Origin of the sequence: Muricaecibacterium torontonense, from assembly GCF_004793925.1 — a bacterium.
GTDB classification, from domain to species: Bacteria; Actinomycetota; Coriobacteriia; order Coriobacteriales; family Atopobiaceae; genus Leptogranulimonas; species Leptogranulimonas caecicola.
Map to the genome: position 1 here is coordinate 241,309 of NZ_SRYE01000001.1, position 21,419 is coordinate 262,727.

At 56.3% G+C, this 21,419-nt stretch carries 7 protein-coding genes; 5 read left to right on the forward strand and 2 right to left on the reverse strand.

What is annotated here, in order from left to right; translation table 11 throughout:
- Positions 1-58: 58 nt before the first annotated feature.
- Together E5334_RS01100 and E5334_RS01105 are read left to right on the forward strand one after the other, a co-directional pair.
- Positions 59-3,091, forward strand: a complete 3,033-nt coding sequence (locus E5334_RS01100) for a helicase C-terminal domain-containing protein (RefSeq protein ID WP_136011762.1) — start codon at positions 59-61, stop codon at positions 3,089-3,091.
- 744 nt (positions 3,092-3,835) lie between these two features.
- Complete coding sequence (locus E5334_RS01105; protein WP_167604243.1) at positions 3,836-6,496, forward strand: M28 family peptidase; 2,661 nt, start codon at positions 3,836-3,838, stop codon at positions 6,494-6,496.
- Positions 6,497-6,658: 162 nt separating this feature from the next.
- Here the strand turns inward: E5334_RS01105 and E5334_RS01110 are convergent, their stop codons facing one another.
- Entirely contained in the window at positions 6,659-6,895 is a 237-nt protein-coding gene (locus E5334_RS01110; RefSeq protein ID WP_136011764.1) for a glutaredoxin family protein, read from the reverse strand.
- A 46-nt stretch (positions 6,896-6,941) separates the two neighbouring features.
- Positions 6,942-7,220: a glutaredoxin family protein gene (locus E5334_RS01115; protein ID WP_136011765.1), complete on the reverse strand. Its 279-nt coding sequence runs from the start codon at positions 7,218-7,220 to the stop codon at positions 6,942-6,944.
- A 436-nt stretch (positions 7,221-7,656) separates the two neighbouring features.
- Between E5334_RS01115 and E5334_RS01120 the strand changes: the two genes are divergently transcribed.
- From E5334_RS01120 to E5334_RS01130, 3 genes are all read left to right on the forward strand, one after another.
- Positions 7,657-14,709, forward strand: coding sequence for an InlB B-repeat-containing protein (locus E5334_RS01120; protein ID WP_136011766.1), 7,053 nt, complete (start codon positions 7,657-7,659; stop codon positions 14,707-14,709).
- 435 nt (positions 14,710-15,144) lie between these two features.
- Positions 15,145-16,332 carry a hypothetical protein gene (locus E5334_RS01125; RefSeq protein WP_136011767.1) on the forward strand — a complete coding sequence of 396 codons (1,188 nt, stop codon included), beginning with the start codon at positions 15,145-15,147 and terminating at the stop codon, positions 16,330-16,332.
- Positions 16,329-21,386 carry an isopeptide-forming domain-containing fimbrial protein gene (locus tag E5334_RS01130; protein ID WP_136011768.1) on the forward strand — a complete coding sequence of 1,686 codons (5,058 nt, stop codon included), beginning with the start codon at positions 16,329-16,331 and terminating at the stop codon, positions 21,384-21,386. The genes E5334_RS01125 and E5334_RS01130 overlap by 4 nt, the downstream gene beginning before the upstream one ends.
- Positions 21,387-21,419 lie beyond the last annotated feature (33 nt).

A 21,419-nucleotide genomic window follows, 5' to 3' on the forward strand; every position in this document is an offset into this window, starting at 1 on the left:
CGCCGTGCCGCTCTCCTATACTTGTGGCTCTTGAAGCCAGCGCGAAGAAAGGGCCCCTATGGCTCAACAGCTCCCGGTAACCGTGGACGATCTGTTCCTTCCAGAGACTCCGGAGTTCATCAAGGCTCCTTATCGAAACTTGGTTCATGAGGCCGCATTGGTGGATTTTGGGCCGCTGGAAGAAGACATCATTGTGCTGGATACCGAGACCACAGGCCTCTCGTTTCGCGAGTGCGAACTTATAGAAATCGCAGCTCAGCGCATTAGCGGTCGCGAAGTGGTGGATCGCTTCGAAACCTTCGTGGCACCCAAGGGCGAAATCCCCCAAGAGATCACCGCGCTCACCGGCATTACTAATGAGCATGTGAAAGGCGCTCCTGCCGCCAAGCAGGCGGTGGCGCAGCTGGCAGACTTTGTGGCAGGCTCCCCCGTGGTGGCACACAATGCAATATTTGATAGAACGTTCATCGAGAATGTCCAGGGCGGTTACCGAGTCTCCACTAATTGGATTGACTCTTTAGCTCTCTCACGCATCGCGTTGCCGGCTCTTAAGAGCCATAGGCTCGCCACACTGGCTGAGGCCTTCCAATGCAACCCTGTCTCCCACCGCGCCATGGCAGATGTCGAAGCTCTCTCTGGCATCTGGCGCATCCTGCTGCTAGGCATCGCCCATATGCCCGCGGGTTTGGCTGCGCAACTGGCTGCCATGCATCCCGAGGTACAGTGGCCTTACAGGCAACTCTTTTCTTATATTGCCGAGAACAACCCCCTTGCATCATTGGACCGCTCCCCTGCTGCCCAGGGCGCGTCCTTATCGGCAGCTCCCTTTGCCCCGGTATCAGCTGAGTCTGCAGAGTTCTCGCTGCTCAAGACCCGCAAAGCGCTCATTGAGGCCCTTCATGACGAAGTGAAAGACAACGCTGCCGAGAAGATCTGCTCCCTCACTGCCCCCAGTGCAGCCGAGGTTGAGGCGGCCTTTAGCGGTGGGGGCGCCTTAGGTGAGATCTTCGAAGCCTTTGAGCAGCGCGCTGAGCAGGTGGAGTTTGCTCAAGCGGTACGGGATGCGCTTGACAGCTCTTCTCACCTGGCAGTGGAGGCAGGCACGGGGGTGGGCAAGTCCATGGCCTACCTTTATCCGTTGGCGCGCTTTGCCAAGGATAACCATGTGACCTGCGGCGTTGCCACAAAAACCAATGCGCTCACAGATCAATTGATTTCCCAGGAGCTGCCCGCATTGAGCCAGGTGCTTCCCGGTGGCCTGCGCTTCATGGCCCTTAAGGGCTACGACCATTACCCCTGCCTTCGCAAGATCGTGAGGGCAATGGACGGCGATTTGCCGCTCCATTTGGTCGATACCTCCAAGCGCTCGGAAAACACTGTGGCGGCCGACATGCTGACCGCCATCGCAGTGAATCTAGCTGCAGTAAGTCAGATGCCCGAGGGAGACCTCGATAGTTTGGGCGTGCGCTGGCGAAATGTGCCCAGATCTATGATCACCACTACGCCTGAAGAGTGCCTCCATGGCCGTTGCCCTTTTTTCACTGAGGGATGTTTGCTTCACGGTGCACGCCGCCGTGCGGCATCCGCTGACATCGTAGTGACCAACCACTCGCTGCTTTTGCTGAATGTAGCTGCAGAAAACCGCCTGCTGCCGCCTATGGCCCATTGGGTTGTTGATGAGGCTCATTCCTTTGCCGACGAGGCGCGCCGCCAGTGGGCCCTCTCAGTCTCTGCTGCTGATGCCCGCCAGGCCTTTGCGGCCCTTGGCTCCTCTAAAACCGGCGCCATCCATACTCTCATGAATCAAATCGCAGGTACCGAGGCTGCCGCTCTCCCCCAGCGGCTGCTAGTGAAGGGTGCTGCTGCATTGGATCGCGCCCAGGTGGCTTCAGCGAACTTCTTCGACGACATGCTGTTGCTGGCGACGTTGGCTCCTGCAAACGCCTATGAGGACGCCACTATCTGGATCAATCCTGATGTTCGTCAAACCGAGCAATGGTCCCAGCTAGCAGAATCTGGTGAAATCTTTGCCAAGGCTCTAGAGGAAGCTCTACGATTCCTGCGTGAGGCTCAGGTAGCCGCCACAGAGGCCCTTCCTAGTGCCTCGCGCGAGATGATGCGCCCATTGGATAGCCTTTCTCGGCTCTTTGACTCCTTACGCATTATTCTTGCAGGTACCGATAGCAGTTATGTCTACTACCTGGAAGCTCCCCGCACCAAAGCCAAGCGCGGACAGGAACGCCTTGCTGCCGAGAAGCTCGACATTGGCGAGGAGTTGGCCAGCCACTGGTACCCAGACATGCTTTCAGTAATCTATTGCTCTGCGACTCTGGCTATTGGCAATAACTTCGACCACTTTATGGAGAATGTGGGTCTTGACCGAGTTATGACAAGTCCCACTCAGGAGAAGCCTCAAATTAAGGCGCTTCGACTCCCCTCTTGCTATGACTTCGATGATCATATGGCTGTAGTGGTGCCCCACGACCTTCCTGATCCCTACTCACGCGACTACATACCTCGGCTGGTAGACGCTCTCTATGATATCCACATAGCTATGGGTGGCTCGGTGCTTACACTCTTTACCAATCGTCGGGATCTTGAACGCGTGAACAGCCTTTTGGCTCCACGACTCAAGGAGGCGGGCTTAGAAGTCGCCTATCAGATGCGCAATTCCAATATTCAACGCCTGCGTTCTCGCTTTATTGATGACAAAGAGCTCTCCTTGCTGGCTCTCAAATCATTCTGGGAAGGGTTCGACGCTGCTGGCGACACGCTGCGCTGTGTGGTGATCCCTAAGCTCCCCTTTGCAAATCCCAATGATCCGCTAGTAAGGGAGCGTGAAGCCCGAGATCGCCGTGCTTGGTGGCGTTACTCGCTGCCCGAGGCTGTCCTCGCTGTCAAACAAGCTGCAGGACGTCTCATTCGCACTTCTACCGATAAGGGACTCCTCATCCTGTGTGATCAGCGCCTCATGACCAAGCGCTATGGCAGGACGTTTATCAATGCGCTTCCAAGCGCCAATGTGTCTACTATTTCTAGCGCAAATTTGGGAGAGTTCATCGAGTCATGGCGCCGACAGCACAAGGACTAACTTTCCTCTTGCGGTAAGCCATGAAAGATCAAGGCGCTCAGTCTCTTGCGAGCTGAGCGCCTTCATTTGCACAAAAACAGAATAATGAAACAAGATACCTATTTGTGATCTCTCATATCACAACAATAGAGGGATGCTGATGCTTATATCTAACAGCTGTTATGTGATGTTATAGTTTGTATGATACAAAACTGTGATGAGTAGTGTCACTTAACTAGTGATAGGAATACTTCGATAACTGAATAGACATATCTGTGAGTCTCACTTGTGAGATCTTACGAGATGAAAACAGTCCTCTTATCACATACGTTATGGTATTTGTGAAACGGCAAGTGATAGTGACGACTGTTCGGCCCTGATCTGGAAAAACGCTCCCCTCATAACCATAACGTTCAACTCTAGGGTTAACCTAGTCATTTAGCTGGGGTAATGAGGTTTAGTTGTCTTTCAGTCATCCTATTCCCGAGAATTATTGTCAGACATGGCTGTATCGCACTCTTCGTAACCCACTAACACAATTAATGGGAGTGAACTAGAACAACCATAAGGGGTCATAACAGGCCAAAGTTCTGCCCGTGTAAATTGCGGTTAGTTAAAGAGGTATGTCCTAAGCAGCGCTTTTGGGTACGGCTGGGGTCGTATACTTGCGGGTATATGGCTTGCTCCCATGAGCAATGCACCCCTAAACGAAGCCATAGGTGCGCTTAGTCAGCACCGGACCCATGGAGGATGACGCCAATGTCCATGAGCGATAAGTACCTCGGCTATCTTGACTCCAAGATCGAGATCGCTCCTGCCAATACTCAAGAAGAGGTAATAGCGGCAGATATAATCGAGACTCTGCTCAACGAGAATGGTCTCTCTGTGCAGCGCCAGGATATTATGGCGCCAGCCCACGGTAAGTTGGTAACAGGTATTGCCTTTGTGCTTCTATTTGTGGGCATTGTCGTGGCAGGCATCAATGGCATTGGCCTTGCGGTGTTGGGGTTTGTAATAGCAGTGCTAAGCGCCGCTATCCTTTTCTTGTTGGTAACCGGTCATCCTGTGGTGAGCAGGCTTTTGCCTCCCGCGCGCAGCCAAAACGTCATCGGTGTCCACAGAGGTTGCGGGCCTCATGCCGGTCGCGGCGTGCGTCCCATCATTGTGATGGCCCATTACGACACGGGTCATGAGGAGCTCCTTGCCAAGCCAGCTCTCTCCCCCTACAGCCACTTCATCTATCAGGCAGCTCCCCTGGGCGCTGTCATTGCTCTGATCTGTGCCGTCATCCAACTCTTTGGGGCAGGTTCTCTCCCCTGCCGTATCTTCTGGATCATAGGCATGATTGCTGCACTGCCCGGTCTTTTGTGGGGTATCAATAACATCGTGGCTCACTTTGGACCTCTCACGGGCGCTGCCAACGATAACAATGCATCTGTGGCTGCCATGTTAGGTGTATCTCACGATGTGATGCGTGCGATGAACGGTGAGGAAGCGGCTCAACTAGAAGAGCACCTTACCAATGAGTTTGAGGCTCTATCTCAACAACAGGAGCCAATCTCCTCTCAAGAAAGCCAAGATCTCTTTAATGGAGAGCAATATCAGCAGGTAGATACACCTGTTACGATAACTTATGGTCAAGAGGGTCCCCGTCAGCAACCAGCACAAGAGACAGTTGCAAAGGTCGAGGCCACTTCTGCGGTGCGCCATGGCCAAGAAGTGTTGGAGAGCTTAGGTATCCTTCCGCCCACCTGTCAGATAATCTATCGAGATGAAGTTGTGACAGTAGGTGTTACACCCACTACAAACACTATGGCCTATCAAGAGTCAGAATCGTTCGAAGAAACGCCCATAGAGCCAGCAGCCTCTCCCTATAGCCATGAGGTGCGCAGTGCTGTGAGCGAACCCACCGGCCGCATGCCTCGCGTCAATGAAGTTGCGGGAGAGCTTCACGAGCGCTTCCGCGGACTTGCTCGCTCGGCTCAGCGGTTCACTTCCAATGTGCGTGAGCATATCTCCCAGGCCAATGAACACGACGATGAGACGCCGGTGCTGGTGCATGGCCCCAATAAAGATATCGAAGCGCGCCAAGATGAGGTGACTTGGGCCGACACCAACGTCGAGCCGGGCATAAAGGCGCCGGCTCAGCCTGAGGAGAATTCTGTTACATGGGCTGACACTCCCGTCGATCCTGCAGATATGGCAGTGCCCTCCCCCACTCAAGATGCCAGTGGCTCGACTCAGGCAATGCCTATAGCGGCTCAACCAGTGATCTCTGAGCGCGTGCAGGAGTTCGATATAACCAGCGATCCTTCTTGGGGAACCTCATCGTTCACACCTGCGAACCCGGTAAATGTGGCCCGTCGCGCAGCGCTCTTTGACCTGCCTGATCCCTCTGTGGCTGCGATAGATCCCCTGGCCATGGATGCGTCTGGCCCCTTGAGCCAGGTTAATCCTTTGGATTTCTCACCTGAAGACTTCGATGCATCTTCTCTCGAGGCTTCCAACTATGAGATGCCCAATGAAGGTTCCGCAGCTCAACAGCCTGTATCTGGAGGCACTGTGGTGACGCGCCAAACAGTAAGGAGCCAAGGACCTGCAGGTACCTCTGTGTATCATCGTGAGACAGTGAGACAGATCCCTGTGACAGATGAGAATTCTCAGATGGCTGCGGACGCAGTACCCATTCAACCTCTCGAAGTGGTTGATCAAACCCAAACTGCCAAACGTCGTGCAAAGACCCGTCGTGCGAATCGCAAGAACGCTGCCGATGAGCAGTCTATGGCCTCATGGCTTGGTGTAGATGAGGACTTTGACGCCAAGTCTAACGGTGAGTCCATTGGTTCTTGGGATTCCTTTAATGACGACGATCCTAGCTCTTCTTGGAAGGGCGGTGCTACTCGTTCTGAGGAGACTCGCGAAGGCGGTCAAGGTGACGATCTAGAGCTGCAAGATGCCGTTCTCTCTCTTGGCGACGTTGATCTGGTGGCCCATGACATTTGGTTCGTGGCTGTGGGCGCCTCTGAGCTTGACCATGCAGGAGCTAAAGCTTTCATAGAGAATCATCGCAAGGATCTACGTGGCGCATTCCTTATCAATCTCGACTCTGTGGGAGCGGGTCAGCTCACTGCGCTCTCCCAGGAAGGCCTTATCTCTCACCGGCGTGCTGACCGTCGCCTTCTCAAATTCCTTGGCCGCATAAGCAAAGATGTTCACATTCCTCTGGCAGAGCGTCCTCGACCCTGGGCAGATACCGACGCCACTCCCGCCATGCGTGCCTCTATTCGCTCTGTGACGCTAATGGGATGCGATCCCGGTGAGGTGCCTGCACTGGCTCACACTGCCGAGAATATCGCAGTCAACGTCGACCCAGCCCAAGTGTCTCAAGTAAATAAACTGGTCTCGGAGCTTATCAGAAGGTCTTAGAATCTATATCTATATGAGCGGCTGTGATAGGGAGTTGTTTTATCACAATCGCATCCTGTGTGACAAAACAACCTCCTTGTTTCCCTCTACCAGGGAAACAAGGAGGTTGTTTACGTAAATGAATGATGTGCTGCGAGACGTAACGCTTGAGACGCTAGGAGCTTAAGCGTTCTGAGTCTCTAGATACTCGATGATAGGGGTGTCGCCTACAATAGCGCGCCCTTCTGGAGTAACCAGGCAAGGCACGCTGCCTTCGCTGGAGGCCTGAAAGAGTGCTTCCTGTGCAGAAGAGTCGCTGGAAGCATCTACAAAATTGAACCGATTAGTGAGCCCATGGGCCTCGATCCAATTGATGACCCTGTGGCAGTGAGGGCAGGTAGGCAAGTAATAGAGGGTCATAAAGCGTTCCTTCTAAGAATAATCTCTGTATTTAGGAACAAGGGAATTACTTGGCGACATCGTCTGTTTGATGATCTAGCAAGGTGCCCAAGTACTCAATGATGTCGTCAGACTCATACATGGGCTTGCCATCGATGAACAGGCAGGGAACTTGTTTCTTGCCACCAACCTCTACAAGACGCTGTCCTGCTGCAGAATCGCTGGTAATGTCGAAGAGAGTCACGTTGTCTACGTTGTGGTTTTCCATCCAACGCAAAACTTTTTGGCAAAACGGGCAAGTGGGGCGATAGAAGAGCTCGAGAGAGCGTGCTTTTTCATTGGCCATGATTAATCCAATCTTTGTGGGCTTATAGTAAAGGATATATGCCCTCTCTTTTGAGACTTATGACTAATGATATGCACCCACATAACATAGACAGGGTGGATGTAAGATGCAAGTTAAAGGATACCTGAATATATAATAATAATCATTAACTAAATATAAATTGCTTTCAGAAATAGGCAACCACTGTCAATAAAATTCAGAAACTGAAGTACAAAACCATTGGACTAAGGATCAAGATGGTGTGGTTGTATGAAGAAGAACCACAATAAATGGTTATAGAGTACGAGGTAAATGAGCTAATAATAAAAGCAAAGCTAATTTTATATTTATGAACATAAATCTATCTACAACAGTCTAAAAATACGCTGAAATAAGCGTATACTTTGCTCTAACTTTGTAAACGCAGGATTATGGGGTTAATGGAAGGTGGGACAAAATGTTAAAAACAAAACTGCACTACACCCTATTTTTCAAGCGCCTGTATGCCTTTATGGTATGCACTCTGCTTGCATTGATTGGAATTGTTGGGGGAGGTGTATTAAAGCCAGCGCTTGGTGCGGTGGATGTAGGCGCCAATCCAACACCCAAGGTAGATATTGCTGTAGCGCTTCCTAGCGACTACCAAGGGACGTTCCTAGAATTCAAACAGGAGCTCACCCAAAAGCTGATAGCCCAAGGAATGGATCCCGGCAGCTTTCGTATTACCGACACTGCCGCCAAGATCGATACCAGCAACACCGAGGGTTGGCTTGTGTACAACCACAATACTGGATCTGTGAATATTGCAAACTATTTCAATAAAGATCAAGGCAAGCTTACAAATACTACCTGTCAATCGTTTAGTAGTCATATCTATAACTTCACTGAAGATGGCAAGACCAGCATGATATTCGCAGGATATCCTGATATTGCCGCATTCGATGCAATGATTTATCCTGCACCTAGCAATGCTCGTCGTACGTTTAGTTTTGACGTCAACGGCTCTGCTGTGAGGACTCACACCCTCAATAGCACTGGCTTCATGATGAATGTGGGCAAGAACCCAAACGGCACCCTCACTGGATATTACCTTCGCCTTACAGGTACCGATAATGCCATCAGCAACGCTGCTATCTATCAGGTGAGTAATTACAACCCAACCAATAATTCGGTGATAGGGGGAACCCAGGTTGGCACTGCCAGTCAGGCAACCAATCTTGGGCCTGTGAACAAGGCACGTTTCACCGTCGACCTTCGCGAAACCAGTGTGACGGTACAAAAGCAGAACTACGACGCATCAGGTAATCTGGGAACTATCGAAACACTATTCAATGGCCCTGTAGCTCTTGTAGCCAACGGTTACAACGGTTTTGGCCCCTATATGCAAAACAGTAGCCATGGTTGTAATGAGTTTACTCAGTTCTCCTTCCTGGACCTTGAAATGAACTATGACTCCAGCGCCTTCGACGCGCTGAAGACCGTTCAGTACTATGAGGGAGCCCAGCAAAAGTACTTTATCAACTTGGTGGGCGACTCCAATGATCCTCAGATTCCCGATGAGACAGACGAGACTTATTCAGACGGTATCAACCGTATGAATGAAAATGAGATCTTCTATCTCTCTAACGCTCAAGACGGCAAGATTGTCACGGACTCAACGAAAGATGCCGAGGGCAATATCACCCATCAAGGCTTGGGCGCAAAGAACGGTTATATTGCAATGTCTGACGACTATGTAACCGAGCTTGCTGACTATATCTACACCAGCTTCATTGAGGGTAAGAAATTTGACACCTCACAGCCTGTCACCTCTCCAATACCTTTGGCGAACTTCTATATGGTGGACGCTTCTACTAAAACGTCGGAGACACCTACTCAGATCATGACTATCCATCAGCGCCATCTGCTGAACACCAATACGACATTTGCGGTGAATATTCGTGACAAGTCAAAGGTGGGGCAGCTGGCTGGTACTGGTGAAGATGCACGCATTGCCCAATGGAAGTTCACGGTGCTGGATCCTGACAACAACCAGGTTGCCACTAGCGGTTGGGTCGACCACGTCTCAAAGATTCCTGACTTTGTTTTCGACAAGGACAGCAAGAACGGTAAATGGATCTTCGAGCTTACGGTCAAAGACCAGAATGGTAATGAATCCAAGGCTTCTCAGACCTATATCACTGCATTCCTCGACGATAAGGTTCCTCTTATCGAGGGAACTAACTCCTCGAAGAACACCGCCACCTTTACCTTTACCGACACTGGTCAGGGTATCGACGATGACGGCATTACCTTCATCGAGGATAACCGTGGCTCTGGTGTTGCTGCCTATTGGATCACTAACGATGAGAATGCCACTCCAACCGAGACCGACTGGGAGTATTTTGACGAGGTGTCTCACACTGCCTCTGTAGACTATGAGCTCGACAGCACTCAGCCTGTCGTGGTGTGGGTGAAGGACGAATGCGGCAACCTTGGAGCTAAAACTGTATTCCAACCCACCCGCGTACAGGTTCAAGACCCGGACGGTAATCCCATCGATGACTATATCGTTATTGGCGAGAAGCCTATAATCGTGCTGCCTGATGAGGATGATCTCGACGATCCCGACGACCCTGAAGACAAGTTCAGTGGCTGGACCACCCCTAAAGGCGAGCCTGTGACTCCCGGCACCGACGTTCCTGTGCAGGAGGACCATACCATCATCATTCGTCCCAGTTATGCCAAGGACTATGCGAACCTCATCTACCTGGCGAACGGGGGACAAATCGCAGAAGGCAATACTGCGGCCTCCACTTCGTTCCGGGTGATCTCCGGCAATTCGATTCTGCAAAAGATTGAGGACCAAAAGGTGCTCCCGGTGCGCGAGGGCTACTCCTTCAAAGGCTGGAAGCTTGTGGCCGGTGATACCAATGCGGTGGTTGACGGCCTTGTGAATAAAGAGGCCGGCACTACTACCGCTACGGGAAACCAACTCATTTCCCCCGACGATCAGGTGGCCAAGCTCGTAAAAATCGATGAGAGCGACACCACCGCCCCGGCGAAGCCGGAGAACATCAAGAAGAACAATTACTACCTCGTCGCCCAGTGGGAGATCGGCGACTACACGGTGCGCCTTGATGCCAATGGTGGCTCTTTGGGTGCCACCCGTTCTTTCGAAGGCATCAAATATCAAGCCAACGTCGGTGCTCTAAACCTTCCGTTGAGCGGCCGCACCATTCCCGCAAAGCCCGGCTATATCTTCCAGGGTTGGTCTACCACCAAGAACCCCATGGACAACACGGCCAACACCTTCGCCGTCGCCGGCGGCGTCACAGGGATCACCCCAATCGCAGCTCCTACCATGCCTGCTCACGACATCACGATTTACGCAGTGTGGAAGGAAGACAAAGAGCAGTTTGTCGTGCACTTTGACTCCGCCGGCGGGTCGCGAGTCTCTGACCAGGCCTATAAGAACGCCACTGCGACAAACTATATCGGGTTCAAGACCCCCACGCGCCCCGGCTATGACTTTGGCGGCTGGTTCCTGGTCACCGGAGACGTGTTAGGTGACACTGCCTATACGGGCGATGAGGCCATTGCTACCAAGACAGAGCATACGTTCCGTGCCAAGTGGACTCCGCGAGACGACACTAAGTACACCGTCGATTACTACGTGAACTCCGGCAACAAGGATGCCAACGGCAATTATCTCTACACCAAGGTGAATAACCTCGACGATGGCACCAATCCCACCAAGACCTATACCGCTACCACCGAGAGCACCCAAACGGTGCCAGAGGCTGACAAAGTCCCAGAGATCGCCACTGGCGGCAAGAGCTATTGGTACAACCCTGACAGCTCCCATGTGGTAGTGAGTGAGGATGGCACCCAACAGACCGTCAACAACAATGTCTTCACGGGTACGGTAACCGGTAATCCCACGCTTTCTCTCAAGCTTTACTACGATCGTTACTTTGACGTGACAGTCGAAAAAGATCCTTCCAGCGACGGCGAAGGCACCTGTGAGAGCGCCATCAAGCAAAAAGAAGGCACAACGCCAACCGTGACCTGGGCTGCAAGCGCAGGGTCTCACGTCGAGCGCGTCATTGTGAATGGTGTCATGCGCGATGATCTTCTGGATGCTGGCAGCTATACCGTGGAAGATCCTCTAACCCAAGACGTCAAGGTTTCCGTGGTCTTTGCCAAGGACCCTGTCATCAAACCGGATGTTCCCGAGAAGCCCAAGCCTCCGGTAACGGTCGACACCCATTTCACCATCTCTACCAGGGTCGAGGGCACCACTGCGCAAGACGTGGTGGCGCTCAGCCCCACCCAGTCGGTGAAGAACGGCGAGAACGCGCAGGTTACCTGGTCTATCGCTGAGAATTCCCGCTATACCATCTCTTCCGTCAAGGTTGACGGCGCAGAGGTCGATATCGCCGCTGGCAAGTTCGACTTCACCGGCGTGTCTTCCAACCACGACGTGGTGGTGACCGTCACCGGCCTGCCTTCTATGGGCGGCACTGAGGTGACTACCGTCGACAAGTACACCGTCACGGTGAACCGTTATGGCGGCGACAGCGACGTGGAGACCTCCCACACCATGACTGTCAACGAGGGCGACACTGTGCATCCCATGTGGAACGCCCTCAACAGCAAATGGGAGATCGTAAAGATCGTCATCGACAACAAAGACATCACCTCAGAGCTCAAGGGCCAGACGCTTCAGAGCACTGGGGCTTACCGCAAGGGGGTCTTCAGCAAGCCTATCTCTGCGAACCATGTGGTTGATATCTATATGGCAGAACCTTCTGACGATCCTGATGGCATTCCTGTGATCCCTGACTACACCGATCCAAACGAGTATGTGCACATCAAGACCAAGATCGTAGGCGCCGTAGGCGCAGTGAATGGTTCCATCACTGGCGGAACTACGGTAAAGAAGGATGAGAATGCCAGTTATGACGTGGACTGGAGCCTCCAGGCTACGACAGACAACGGCAAAGAGCTCAAGTTGGGCAACCTACAGGCAGGCAACAACGGGTTCTTCTATGCCACCAGTGCCGACGGCACGGCTATCGACCCCGATGATGACAATTACGTGTGCTATGAACTTGAGAAGGTGGTGGTAAACGGCGAGCCTGTGGCCAAAAATGCCGAAGGCAAAATCACTGTTCCTACTAACAGTGACAAAGACATAGAGGTCCATGTGCGCCCAGTGCTCCACACTGTCAATATCGTGAAGTACGGCGAGGGCAATGTGTCTCCTTCGAAATCCGTCTATCACCTAGGCAACTACAAAGACCTCAATGCAAATCCTGCTGCTGGTTCCTACCTCATGAAGGTAGTGGTGAACGGTGAGACTATCTATGACGCCGTTGAGGCTGGGGATCTAGTGGCCAACCCGGCATCTCCTCAGCAGGCGCTTGCGCGCGGAGGCCTCTTTAAGGCAGCCCCGCTTTACTGGCTGGGCTCCAAGGGATTGATCTCCCATATCTCCACTGAGCTTCCTGCGCAGGATGAAGAGCCGCAGGAAGAGGGCGTCACCCAGCCTAGCGATGAGCCTGTGAGCCTGCCTGAAGATGGCTCTCCCAAGTCAGAGGCCCAGGTTCAAGAAGAGAATCCGGCCGAGAAAGGCCTCGACTCCGAGCCCAAGGCTTTGCCTGAGGCCCCTGCAGTAGAGACTGCTGAGACTCCAGAGGATTTCGCGGACGAAACCTCTCTTAAAGAGGAGCCCCTGAAGAAGGATCCTGTGACAACCTATACAGACTCCTTCGATCGCAGCTCCATGGATCGCACCAACGTGATCAACGACCACAATATCGAGGTCTACTTCGCTAAGCAGGCCACCGATGAGGATGGAAACCCCAAGACCGATCCTGATGGCAAACCAGTGGTCGACCCAGTGCCCGAGAAGACCTTCAACGTCTCTGCCACCATCACCAACGGCGAAGGCACCGTGTCTGGCAACGCGCTGGTGAACGAGGGTGGGAATGCCACTTTGACCATTGCTCCGGGCGAAGGTTACATAGTTGAGTCTGTGAAGGATGCCGACGGCAATGTCTATACGCCCAACAAAGACGGTCAAATCACCTTCAACAACGTTCAGGCAGACCATAAACTCGAGGTGGCGCTTGCCCGCAAGCCTGTGGACAACACCAACAAGCCCATTCCCGGCGATATCAATGTGGATCCTGAGAGCACATTCCAGGTAAGCACTTTGGTACAGGGTGGCGCTGGCACCATCTCAGGCGCAGGTACCGTTCATGCAGGCGACAGCCGCACGGTAACTTGGGCCCCCAACGATGAGAACGAGAAGGTTGCCTACGTTTACGTAGACGGTGTTTCTCAGCCGGATCTCAAGGACAAGGGCACCTACACCTTCGATGACATCGACAAGAACCATCACATCACCGTGGTGTTTGCCACAAACACCAACAACATCGATACCGACGGCGACGGCGAGCCCGATACTAACATCGATGACGACGGCGACGGCGAACCCGATGTGAACGTGGACACCGACGGCGACGGCGAGCCTGACATCAATAAGGACACCGATGACGACGGCAAGCCCGACACTGACGTGGACACTGACGGTGACGGCAAACCTGATACCAACGTGGACACTGACGGTGACGGCAAACCTGATACCAACGTGGTGGACGAGGATGGCGACGGAAAGCCCGACCCAGTGGACCCCAAAGATTCCGAGGGTCCCAAGAAGCCCACTACCAATGTGGATACCGACGGCGACGGCAAGCCCGACGTGAACATCGATACCGATGACGACGGCAAGCCCGACGTGAACATCGTTGACGAGGACGGCGACGGTAAGCCCGACCCCATCGACCCCACCAAGAAGCCCGCACCCAAACCCAATGTCAACGTAGACACCGACGGCGACGGAGAGCCTGATGTCAATAAGGACACCAACGGCGACGGCAAGCCCGACGTGAACATCGTTGACGAGGACGGCGACGGCAAGCCCGACCCCATCGATCCAGAGAATCCACCACTGCCCAACGTCAACATCGACACCAACGGCGACGGCAAACCTGAGCTCAACGTGGATACTGACGGCGACGGCAAACCCGACATCAACATTGTTGATAAGGACAAGGACGGCAAGCCCGATCCAGTGGATCCCAAACAGCATCCCGCGCCTACGCCTGATGTGAACATCGACACCAACGGCGACGGCAAGCCTGAGCTCAATGTGGACATCGATGGCGATGGCAAGCCTGATATGAACATTGATACCGATGGCGACGGTATTGCTGATACCAATATCGATACCAATGGCGATGGCAAGTACGACTGGGCTGACGAGTATCATCCTCAGCACGCCGACTACCTCAGCCAGCAGGCAAAGGGCGGCTCCAAAGTCACCCCCTCCGGCTCGGCCGTGGTGCCCAAGACCGGCGACATCTCCATCGTCTCCAGCCTGGTGGGTCTCTTGGCAGCGGCAGCTGCCACCACCGGCGGCATTGTCTTTGTGGGCCGCAAGCGCCGCAATCGCAAGTAAACGACGCTGACGCCGGGGGTTCAAACCCCAGACGCCCGCTTCAACTCGAGGCCCCACCTCTTTGCCCGTCCTTCCCGCAAGGGGAGGGCGGGCTTTGTCGTGAGAGCGAATGCTGCCACGAGGGCGCATTCCTGTGAGGCACCTCAACAGACGCCAGGTTCCCCATGTGATGCAGCTAAGAGAGGAATATAGGCAAGAGGTAGCATATCGTGCAGATATAAATAGCTAAAATACGATATGTTTCAACAGGGGATGCCGGGGTTTCTCGAGAAGGAAAGAACGGTTAATGGCCAGGTAAATGCTGCCAATAAAACCCTCCATCGGGGGAGAGGAGAGATCAATCCAGGTAGAGAAATAGGGGATAAGTGCTATCGTTTATGAAATCAGCTTAAATTCAGGCGCTCTGTCCTGGCTGTGCGTATAAGGGGTGGCCTTATGAAACTTCAACGATCTCTGTCAAACCTGGCGCGCTCTGCGATGGTAGTGTTGCTGGCACTGTTGATCTCGGTGCCGCAGCCCTGCGTGGCGGCCCTGGCGAGGGCTGCGTCCACGGTGACGGTGTTTGGCGGCATCACGGTGAGCGGGGGAGAGCAAGGGGTGGACTTTGACGTGTCTACCTCACCGCTGCTGCTTACAGTGAAAACCAGCACGCCGCTCACGTTCTCCGGCACAGGGCAGGGCTCCATAAAGATCGCCAATGGCGTGCACGCCAACATCGTGCTGGCGGGGCTGGACATCACCAGCAAGAGCTCGGCGCCCACGACGGCGGCGGATCGCAACTCGCCCATCGACCTGTGGCCCGACTCCTCACTGCATATCACGCTGGCTGACGGCACCACCAACTACGTGCGTACACAGCTCGATACCAAATGCGCCGGCATCCATGTAGCGGAGACTGCGAGTCTGACCATCGACGACTCGGTGACCAACCGCCTGGCCGACGGCACCCATGTCGAGGTGGACGGCGGCAAGATCGCCACTGCCGGCACGTTGCTCAACGGTACCAAGGTGGAAGTGGGCGACGAGCTGCTCAAGCTCTCGGCTGCCAACCCCGGTGTGCTCAAGGTGGCCGGCGGCTATGGCTGCGCCGCCATTGGCTCGGGTTCTATGGAGAACGCAGGCCTTATGGTCTTCGACGGCGGCTCCATCGTGGCTTGCGCCTGGCGCGGTAATGCGGTGAACCTGGACAATCCTGGGGCTGCGGCAGATAGGGACTACCCCGTAGACGGAAGTTACTATGCCAGTGCCGGCGCCGGCATAGGCGCCGGTTGCGGCGGCGGCGCCACCGACATGTATTTCAACGCTGCAGATATCGACGCCTACGGTTCCTACCATGGAGCCGGCATTGGCGCCCCGCTGCGCTTCGAGGGCGGCACTACCTATAACGGAGGCCCCCGCCAACCCAGCGCCCTCACCACTACACCCAACTCCACCTGCGGCAACATCACCATCACGGCGGCTTCCTCAAGGCCCGCGGCTTCACCCACGGCAACGCCTTTGGCGGCGCCTGTGACTCGGCTGCTGCCCCTGGAGCCAAAGGCAAGGTCATCAAGGTCACCGGAGGCACCCTGCTGCCCACGTCGCCCAACCGTTGGGACTTGGGCGGCAACGGCGGCACCGTGATCGTCACCGGCGGTTCCATGCGCATTGCCGGCATGAATAAGTTCCAAGGCGACGGCCCTTGGTCTGACGAGTCCAAGACCACCAAGCTCACCATGGTCACCATCGACATGCAAAAGGAACTCCAAGAGCTCAACAGTCAGAATTCCAAGATCTCCGGCTGGCAACTGCTGGTGAACGGCCAGCCTCACAGCTACGGCGCTCCCACCATGTTCGATGACGGCAAGCTTTACCTGTGGCTTTCTGACGCCTATCTCAAGAAGGATCCTGAGACCGGCAAGGCCGCCCGCATCGAGGTACGCCTGAACTATGTGGACCCTGACGGCAAAGAGCAGCGACTGGAGCCTCTCTACGTGGAGGATCTTGGCGGCACTACGGGTTCCACCCTCAAGCGTTATGTGAACATCGATCTTGACAACGAGCACCTCGACCCTGCAGCCCGCGAGCTGGTGGCGGCTTACTTTGCGAAGCTCAACAAGCATTACGACGGGTTGCCCTTGGCGGGCTTGGAGCTCTCGGCCGAGGAGGGCCACTACATCTCCACCGACGGCCTGGAGCTCATCGGCAAACAGCTTACCGATTCCACCGCGCTTGAGTACAGCTACCAGAAGCTCTCCGAGGAGCTGGACAAGAACGGCGACCCCATCATCCTCGACTCCGGCACGTCGCTGCCCACAGACTCCGGCAACCAACGCATAGAGATCGTCTCCAAACAATATGCCAACACTTCGGGCATGGAGTCTTACTGGGGCCACCGCATTCGCGGCAACGCAGAGATCTTGCCGGTGAACTCGGTCACAAAGACAGAAGTGGCGACGCCTGTGGATGTGGTTGTGGGCAGCGAGACCAAACAGTACTCGGTTCCTACCTGGGCCCAGGGCGCCAACAGCTCTGTGGACTTCAATACGGCCACTATGGACTGCCTGGTGGTGCCCTTCGACATTGCCAGCGGCACTATCCCGGGCACAGATCAGATGAGCGCGGCTACCTGCAAGGCTCCCACCGGCAAGGTGACGTTGTCGCTGGACGGCCGTGAGGTGGGGGAGAGTTTGGGCGGCGTCATCCATCTGGAGAGGCCGGCTTCCGGCGATGCGGCAGGCACTTCTGCCACCGGCGACGGCATGGCTCAGATCAAGGCTGTCGACGGTCGCGAGCATGTGGTGGGCTACTTCAAGGTCACCCGTTCTCAGCTAGAGTCCTGGGGATTGGGCCCCACCAGCGACAACATGCATCGCGTACAGGTGAGCTACACCTCGGTGACCAACCCGGACGCCCCTAAGCGCGGCCAGGCAGCGCAGGCCGAGGGCCAAACCACCCCTCTCTATGAGGACAGCGCCTATCACAACTACTACGAGAGCTCCAGCGAGCCGGCGGCCGTTGAGATCGAGATGGCCAACCCCGGCCTGACCCTCTACAGCACGTTGCTCAAGGGCTCCTTCGACCCCGCCAAAGACCCCAAGAGCTACACGGCGGCCCAGGTGACGGCGCTCCAGAGCACCGATCCCGAGGTGCGCATGAGCTACCTGGGTGTCAAGCAAAACGAGGACGGGACTCCCGCCACCAAGCCCGACGGATCCCTGGACACCTACCTGGTGGACGCCGATTACGTTGCCGAGAACGGCGACCATCCCGCCCAGCAGTTCGTGGTGGCCAGCGACTACGTGGGTAAAGGGACCCACAGCGTCTACCTGCTCACCAGTTCGGTGGGCGAGGTGGAGCTCACAAGCTCCAACCCTGGCGTGGTCTCCATCGAGCGCTCTGACCCAAACTGGCTCACCAACCGCCGCACTCAGTGGCAAGCCGGCACCAATACCTATGTGGTGGGAGCTCCCATCAAAGTGAACGGCCCTGGCGTCACCACCGTCACCGCCACCGTCAAGCAGACAGGCGCCTATGACGAGGCGGTTCGAAGCTTCAAGATCTACTCCTATCCCGACTTGCAGGAAGCACCCACCATCGAAGCTCGCGAATCTGTGCGAAATCTGTCCCGAAAAGACGGTACGGTGCGCCCAGGCGACAAGCTGTGCTACAGCACGGTGTTCTCGAACACCAAGGCAAGCTCCATGTATCAGAATCCCATCTATGAGCTCACGGTGCCCGCCGACGCCTCCCTGGAAGCCCTCAGGGTCACCATGCCCGGCGAGGCTAGCCAAACCCTCACGCAAGGCACCGACTACACCGTGACCCGCAATCCTTTGGGTGGTCAGACCATCCAGGTGAAGAACCTGCCTGCGCTCTATGGATCTCAGGGGGTGCGCTTCGAGCTGGAAGCCACGGTACACAACGACGTGATCCTGCCCGAGCACGGCACGCTCACCAATTTGCGCTCCACCTCGTCTACCTGGGGCACCTACGGCATCGACTTCTCCCACGACGCGAACTTCCCCTGGGACACCCGCTTCGACAATGTCAACGGCAAGCCCGTGGGCACTCCGGAGCTTCCGGCTGCCGCGGCCTTCGCCGACCCCCTCACCGAGCTCCCAGCCACTCTACCCGACGGCGCAAGCTCCACCGAGGCCGATGCCACCAAGTATCTGGCAACCAAGGAGGGGGAGCTTCTCGGCACCGACGAGCTTACGGCTCAGGCCCAAGAGCTGGTAGAGGCAGCGGGCATCACGCCCGAAGGCACGCCGGTCCTCAAGGTGGAGCGCTTTGACGGCCTGACCTGGCACGAGCAGGGCTTCTCCGGGGCAGACCCGTTCATCGCGCTGGACAAGCCGGCTTCCTATCTGGTGACCGCTACCTGGACGCAGTCCGATGGCACTCAGGTCACCTCCAAGATCCTCTATGTGCTGCGCGATCTGGGCTCCTCTGGCGGAGACCATGACCTGGTGGTCGTCCCCGAAGACCCCGACCCCGCCGCAGGCGAGCTTTCTGTCACCAAGACCTGGCAGAACACCACCGCCAACGCCGCCAATCGCGCTAACCGCGAGATCGTCCAGGTAGGCGACGAGCTTACCTACACCCTCACGGCCGCCAACGACAAGCTGGGCTCCATCTACTACAACGCCGTGATCAAAGACGAGCTCCCGGTGGGCATCGACTACATCCCTGGCTCCATCCAGGTGGTATGCCGCCAGGGTGCCGAGAAACACGTCACCCTCACCCAGGAAGACTTCTCGGTGGACTACAACGCTTCCAGCCGGGTGCTCTATGTGAACGTAGGGCACCTCTACGGCGGCGAGAGCGCCCAGGTGACCTTCAAGGCTGTCGTCACGCCCGAGCGCCTAAGCTACAACGCGCCCCAAAGCCTGCGCAACGTAGGAAGGCTCTTTGGCACCAAGCCCTCCGACACCATCCAAGACCCCCGCGATCCGGTGGGTCCCGATGACCCGGATGACCCTGACAACCCACCTGTGGACCCGGATGATCCCACCCCGGATCCCAATCCCGCGCCCATCACCGTGGTGATCCCCGATCCTGTGCCTGGCCCCTACGGCGACGACCCGCAGAACCCGCCGGCAGACCCCACGCTGGACGAGCGTCAGGACGAGGAGCCGGCCACCGTCGAGCTGGAGTACACCGAGTACGTGCGCCGCGTGGATGCTCTCAAGCAGGCGGCTCCCGAAGGCGAGGGCACAGGCGACACCGGCGAGCCTGCAGATCCTACGCCCGCTGGCGGCGATGGCGACAATGACCTGGCGCCTACCTATGTGACCCGCGCCGAGCTGCTGGATCACCTGAGGGCTCATGCGCTGGATGATGGCTATGACCTGTCGGCCGATCCTGACGAGATGAACCTTGATGCCGAGCATCCCGTAGCAGTGCCTGCGGGTCAAGCTGTCACGCAGGCCACTGGCCACGAAGCCGCCGATCTCACCCAGGTGGGCAAGAGCCACCTCACCACCACCTTCAAAGCTGCCGACGGCACCACCGTCAAGGCCACGCTCCACCATATCGTGTGGGACGAGACCGTCCCTGAGGAGGAGCAGCCCACAGAAGACAAGCCCACGCCCGGCAGCTTCAAGGCCAACACCAAGGTGTCCGAGCCCGTGCGCGAAGGCACAATCACCGGCGCCGAGCTTTTGGCCCGCGCCATGGACCTGGCCGCCTCTCGCGGCCTCAAGCTCCCTGCCGGCGTGACTGCCCAGCAGTGGAAGCTGGAGCGAGTCGACGCTGAGGGCAACCGCACTCCCATTGGCCCCAAGGACCAGGTGAGCATCGCCGACCCCGCCGACTACGTCTTCAGCGTGGACTACGAGCGCCCCGGTGATACTCCGGGTGGCGCCGCGCCGCTCATCGGCGCTCTAACCTTGGGTTACAAGCTCTTCAAGACCGAGGCCCCGGCCTCAGATCCAACCGGAGGCACCTCCGGCCCCGTGGCTCCCGCAGATCCCGAGGAGGGGGACGCCCAGGTCACCAAGGTCTCCCACAACCTCACCGCCCATGAGGACGGCAAGGTGCACGTGAACGACATCCTGGGCTACACCATTGCCGTGGCCAACATCGGCGCCGAGACCTGCTGCATGTACGACGTCGTAGTGGCCGACGACCTGCCTGCTGGCCTCGCCGTGGTCTCTGGTTCAATGAGGCTTCAGCTGCCCGACGGCGCCCAGGTGCCCGTCCCCGACAGCGCTTACAACGCCGAGACCCACAAGATCTCGGTCTTTGGCGGCATGCTCAAGGGCGGCCAGTCGCTGCAGCTCACCTTCGAGGCCGCCGTCATGGCCGACGCCGAGGGCAAAGACATTGGCAACCACGCCGTCGCTTCCTACGTCAAACCCTCCGATTCCACCACAGACACCATCTTCTCTACCGAGAAACGCCCCGATCCCGGTACCCCGGCGTCCTCTGAGGACTTTGAAGGCTCCATCCTGCTGGATCCCACGCCTGCTGCTTACCCTGACGATCGCACCGATCCTGTGGCGCCTCCGCTGAGCGACGGCACAGGCAATGAGCCGGCCAACGCCGACGGCACTGCTGACGGCACTGGCAGCCTGCGCGTCATCCCGCGGACCGGCGACGAGGGCCTCACTTGGCTGGCGCCGGCTGCAGGCCTGTTGGCTGCCGCAGCGTTGGCCGCCACCGGTGCGGTGGTGTGGCGTCGCCGCAGCTAAGCCACTGCGCCCGTCAACTGCCATTGGCTGAAG